At 42.1% G+C, this 5,382-nt stretch carries 5 protein-coding genes; all 5 read right to left on the reverse strand.

Going from position 1 to position 5,382, the window contains the following annotated elements; translation table 11 throughout:
• Window positions 1–557, reverse strand: a 557-nt coding sequence (locus tag E1163_RS02690; protein ID WP_155169197.1) for an outer membrane beta-barrel protein, incomplete at its 3' end; no start/stop codon positions are given.
• 81 nt (window positions 558–638) lie between these two features.
• Complete coding sequence (locus tag E1163_RS02695) at window positions 639–2,630, reverse strand: urocanate hydratase (protein ID WP_155169199.1); 1,992 nt, start codon at window positions 2,628–2,630, stop codon at window positions 639–641.
• Window positions 2,627–3,394, reverse strand: a complete 768-nt coding sequence (locus E1163_RS02700; protein WP_155169201.1) for a patatin-like phospholipase family protein — start codon at window positions 3,392–3,394, stop codon at window positions 2,627–2,629. Before E1163_RS02700 ends, E1163_RS02695 begins: the two co-directional genes overlap by 4 nt.
• On the reverse strand, window positions 3,394–4,236 hold the full coding sequence (locus E1163_RS02705; RefSeq protein ID WP_155169203.1) for an MBL fold metallo-hydrolase: 843 nt from the start codon (window positions 4,234–4,236) through the stop codon (window positions 3,394–3,396). The genes E1163_RS02700 and E1163_RS02705 overlap by 1 nt, the downstream gene beginning before the upstream one ends.
• A 191-nt stretch (window positions 4,237–4,427) precedes the next feature.
• Window positions 4,428–5,375 carry an acetyl-CoA carboxylase carboxyltransferase subunit alpha gene (locus E1163_RS02710; RefSeq protein ID WP_155169205.1) on the reverse strand — a complete coding sequence of 316 codons (948 nt, stop codon included), beginning with the start codon at window positions 5,373–5,375 and terminating at the stop codon, window positions 4,428–4,430.
• Window positions 5,376–5,382 lie beyond the last annotated feature (7 nt).

Consider the following 5,382-nt stretch of genomic DNA (forward strand, 5'->3'; position numbering starts at 1 on the left):
ATTAAGTCATTGTCAATAACAGTAACTTCAGGGTCAGCGTCCTTATTTTTACGTCTATCAGAACCATAAGAAAGCATTGGCTCCAGCGAAACATTATCATTTAAAAACACTGCGTAACCAGCACCAAGTCTCCAGTTAAATAATCCGTACTTAACCTCACTTGTCCCGTTATCGTCTATTTCATTTTTCGCAGAACCCACGCCAAAACTTCCTAAACCGAAAAAATTGCTCTTGTGATAGTATTTTACAAAAGGACCAAAGCTAAGGGAAGAATATCTTTCCTCATAATCGGACTGATCTGCCTTAAAGGTAGAAGAAGTAATTCCCAATTCAAGTCCTACGGCTAATCCATCGACAAAAAAGTATCCTACATTAGGATTAAAAGATGCAGAAAAGGTATTCCCTCTATCAACCGTAGTACTTCCTGTTTCTACTTTATTATTTTCAAACTCCATAGAAAAACTTCCACCTGCCAAAATTCTTCCCTGCTCTGTCTGAGCCGATGCAAAGCTGGCAACAGCAGCCACAATAATTACTGTAAGTAATGTTCTTTTCATTTTTAGTTGTTTGTTTTAGTTATGCTTCAAAATTATATTGAATTCTTTGTTTGCTCAAGTATATTTTCGATCAAAAGAGTTTTAACCCTTTAAAATTGATTCATCAACCAGGTTGGGAATAGTTACCTTTAGCTGATTATTCCTTTCCATAGCCCTTTTGATCGCAAACATAGCTTCATCATTTCTGGCCCAACTTCTGCGTGCTATACCATTATTTACGTCATAGAAAAGCATATTTTCCAGTTTTCTTTGGGCATCGGCAGTTCCGTCAAGCAGCATACCAAAGCCACCATTAATTACCTCTCCCCAGCCTACTCCACCTCCATTGTGGATAGATACCCAGGTCGCTCCCCGGAAAGAGTCTCCGATAACATTGTGAATGGCCATATCAGCAGTGAACTTAGAGCCATCATAGATGTTGGAAGTCTCTCGGTAAGGGCTGTCCGTTCCGGAGACATCATGATGATCCCGGCCCAATACTACTTCCCCTATTTCTCCCTTCTTTATTGCCTCGTTAAAGGCTGTGGCTATCTTTGCTCTACCTTCTGCATCGGCATACAATATCCTAGCCTGGGAGCCTACCACCAACTTATTCTCGCCGGCAGCTTTGATCCATCTAATATTATCAGCCATTTGCTGTTGGATACGCCCGGGAGAATTTTTCATGATTTCCTCCAACACATTAGCAGCAATTTCATCCGTTTTGGCTAAATCCTCAGGCTTACCACTGGTACAAACCCAACGGAACGGCCCAAAGCCATAATCAAAACACATCGGCCCCATGATATCCTGCACATAAGAGGGGTATCTGAAATCAATGCCATTATCTGCCATTACATCTGCACCGGCCCTTGAAGCCTCCAGCAGGAATGCATTGCCGTAATCAAAGAAGTATGTTCCCTTTGCTGTGTGCCTGTTAATGGCCGCTGCCTGTCTTCTCAGCGATTCCTGAACATGCTCTTTGAATTTCTCAGGCTCATTGGCCATCATCTGGTTGGCCTCTTCAAAGCCCAGTGTTACCGGGTAGTAGCCTCCTGCCCATGGGTTATGCAAAGATGTCTGGTCGGAACCCAGGTCAATATAAATATCCTGCTTGTCAAATTCCTCCCATATATCAACTACATTACCCTGATAGGCTATGGAAACAACTTCCTTATTCTCTTTGGCCTGCTTAACCCTTTTTATCAGGTCCTCAATGTTATCCAGAACCTCATCTACCCAGCCTTGAGAATGTCTGGTATGTGTGGCTTTAGGATTTACCTCTGCCACTACAGAAATACAGCCTGCAATATTACCTGCTTTAGGTTGCGCTCCGCTCATTCCGCCAAGGCCTGATGTAACAAAAACTTTACCGGCCAGCCCCTCACCTGCCTTGGAAATTTTCCTACCGGCATTCAATACAGTTATTGTAGTACCATGTACTATGCCCTGAGGTCCTATATACATATATGATCCGGCCGTCATTTGTCCATACTGGGTCACTCCGAGGGCATTAAATTTCTCCCAATCATCCGGTTTTGAATAATTAGGTATCATCATGCCATTGGTAACCACTACCCTTGGAGCCTCTTTAGATGAAGGAAACAGCCCCATAGGATGGCCTGAATACATGTGCAGGGTCTGCTCATCAGTCATCGTAGCCAGATATTGCATGGTAAGAAGGTACTGCGCCCAATTTTGAAAAACTGCGCCGTTTCCTCCATAGGTAATCAGTTCATGCGGATGCTGGGCAACGGCCGGGTCAAGGTTATTCTGGATCATCATCATGATAGCCGCGGCTTGCCTGGACTGGTGTGGATACTCATCGATAGGACGAGCATACATTTGATAGTCAGGCCTGAACCGATACATGTATATCCTACCAAACCTATCCAGCTCTTCCCTGAATTCGTTAACAAGAGCCTTATGATGGTGTGGTTCAAAATACCTCAAGGCGTTTCTTAGGGCCAGTTCCTTCTCTTCTTTACTTAATATTTCCTTTCTTTTAGGAGCGTGGTTTACGTCATTATTATAATCTTTCGGGGCGGGTAGTTCACTGGGGATACCCTGAAGTATCAGTTCTTTAAAATTCATACTTTACAGGTTTCTATAATTTTTTGTTCTTCTATCTGTTTAACGGCTTGTTCGTATCCAATTCGATAGATATCATCAACATTGGTGAGGTCAAGCACCTTGTAACTTTCAAGTCCCAAAGGTTCTATAAAAAAATCACATTGACTACTTCTGCTATAGACATTACAACCAATGGCCAGCAATAATGCCCTCTCCATAACCAAGCGGGCGTTTTTGGGCTCAAAATTGTGATCTACAGGGTTAGAATGCGAACCAATAATGATATCACAATTCTTCTTTAAAGGTTCATAAGGCAGATTGTTCAATATGCCTCCGTCAATATAAAGTTCTCCTTCAAATTCTATAGGATCAAATAATACAGGAATACACGATGAGGCGCATACTGCCCCTATGAGTTTTCCTGAACTAAAAAATTCCGTCAGACCTGTCCTAACATTTGTAGCGGCCACATGTAAGGGAGTTTTTAGTGACTCAAAGTTATTTTGAGGCATGTACCGCTCCAAAAATTTGTGCAGTACGTCCATTTTGAGAATACCCCGCCAACTCATTGCCGGCTGCAGGAAGCGAAACGCTTTAACCTCTTTTACAATATTGAGAATATCATCAGTACTGTAGCCATATGAATAAAGCGCGCCAACTATAGAGCCCGCACTGGTACCGGATATCTCTGAAAAGTTTATACCTGCTTCCTCAAGTGCTTTGATAACCCCGAGGTGAGCAATCCCCCTTGCTCCACCGCCGGATAACACCAATCCTACTTTCATCAGAGTATCTCCTTTAATGAAAATGTTTTATCCAGTCTCACCCCTTTTTCGGTATGCGTTACAGTACAGCATTCGTTAACAGGATCATGTTCAAGGAAAAGAATGTATTCATTATCGGCAGCTTCTTTAAGAAAAGCTTCCTTCTCTGATAAGGTCAAAAGCGGGCGCGTATCATAGCCCATAACATAAGGAAGCGGAATATGACCTGTAGAAGGGAGCAGGTCTGCCATAAACACAATGGTTTTGTCTTTATACCTGATCTTGGGGATCATTTGTTTATCGGTGTGTCCATCGGCAGTAATTATATCAAACTGAGAAAAAGGTGAACTTCCATCGAGGGGCACAAAATTCAAATGCCCACTTTCCTGCATAGGCAAAATATTTTCTTTCAAAAAGCTGGCCTTCTCCCTGGCATTTGGCACAGTCGCCCATTGCCAATGATCCTTATTTGACCAGTATTTCGCATTTTTAAATACCAGCTCCAGCTTTTCCTGTTTATCATATCTAACTCCACCACCACAATGATCAAAATGCAAATGGGTGAGAAACATATCCGTAATATCATCATGGCAGAAACCGGCCTGATTCAAAGAGGACTGCAGGCTGGCATCTCCATGTAAATAATAATGGCTGAAAAACTTATCGCTTTGCTTATTACCAATGCCGTTATCAATCAATATCAGTTGGTCACCATCCTCTAACAGCAAACAGCGCATGGCCCAATTACACATATTGTTTTCATCTGCAGGGTTTGTTCGCGACCATAAAGTTTTAGGCACCACTCCAAACATTGCCCCACCATCAAGTTTAAAAAAGCCTGTATTAATTACGTGTAGGTTCATAAATCTGTCTTTGTTAATCTGTTCCCATTATTTCTGCAGCCCTTATACCGAAAGATCTTTACTTTCGGACGATGGTTATTTATCGTTCCCAATGTCTGAAGTTTTACTCCATAGACAACGTGGGCTAACACCAATTAAAAAGCCACAAGAAATATCCTGTGGCTTAAATTTATGAAGATTTTTTTATGGGCTTACTCCTTTACGACACCCATTTCGCAGAATTTATCTATTCTCTTCTCTATCCTTTCTTCCGGTGTCATGGCCTGCAATTCTTTGGTATGCTCCAATATTACCTTTTTCATCTCCTTAGACATAGCTTTAAGGTCAGCATGGGCTCCACCAAGAGGCTCATTAATAATGCCGTCAATAAGTTTAAGGTCAAGCATATCATGTGCAGTTACACGCATAGCTTCTGCTGCCTGCTCCTTATAGTCCCAGCTTCTCCAAAGTATGGTAGAGCAGTTTTCAGGAGATATTACCGAATACCAGGTATTTTCCAACATGAACACTTTATCGCCGATAGCGATACCCAGGGCTCCACCCGAAGCTCCCTCTCCTATTACAATACATATAACAGGAACTTTGAGCATAAACATCTCTTTAAGGTTACGGGCAATAGCCTCACCCTGACCTCTTTCCTCGGCCTCAAGGCCTGGAAATGCTCCCGGAGTGTCTATTAAAGTAATGATAGGCTTATTAAACTTTTCAGCCATTTTCATTAACCTGAGTGCTTTTCTATAACCTTCAGGGTTAGCCATACCAAAGTTACGCAACTGCCTCTGCTTGGTATTACGCCCTTTTTGCTGGCCTATTACCATGAAAGTCTGCTTATTGATAGTAGCAAAACCACCCACTATGGCTTTATCATCTTTCACGGTTCTGTCTCCATGAAGTTCAATAAAGTCGTCTGACATCTCGTAGATATAATCAAGCGTATAAGGTCGCTCCGGATGTCTTGACAGTTGAACCCTCTGCCAGCGTGTGAGGTTACTAAATGTTTCCTTTTTCAGATTTTTAATCTTAGTTTCCAGAGATTTAACAGCATCCTTGACATCAACATCGCTCTCCTGAGCAATCTTTTTCATGTCTTCCAACTTAGCTTCTAACTCTGCAATGGGTTTTTCGAAATCCAATAGCATGTCTGTT

It is taken from the genome of Fulvivirga kasyanovii (assembly GCF_009711405.1).
GTDB classification, from domain to species: Bacteria; Bacteroidota; Bacteroidia; order Cytophagales; family Cyclobacteriaceae; genus Fulvivirga; species Fulvivirga kasyanovii.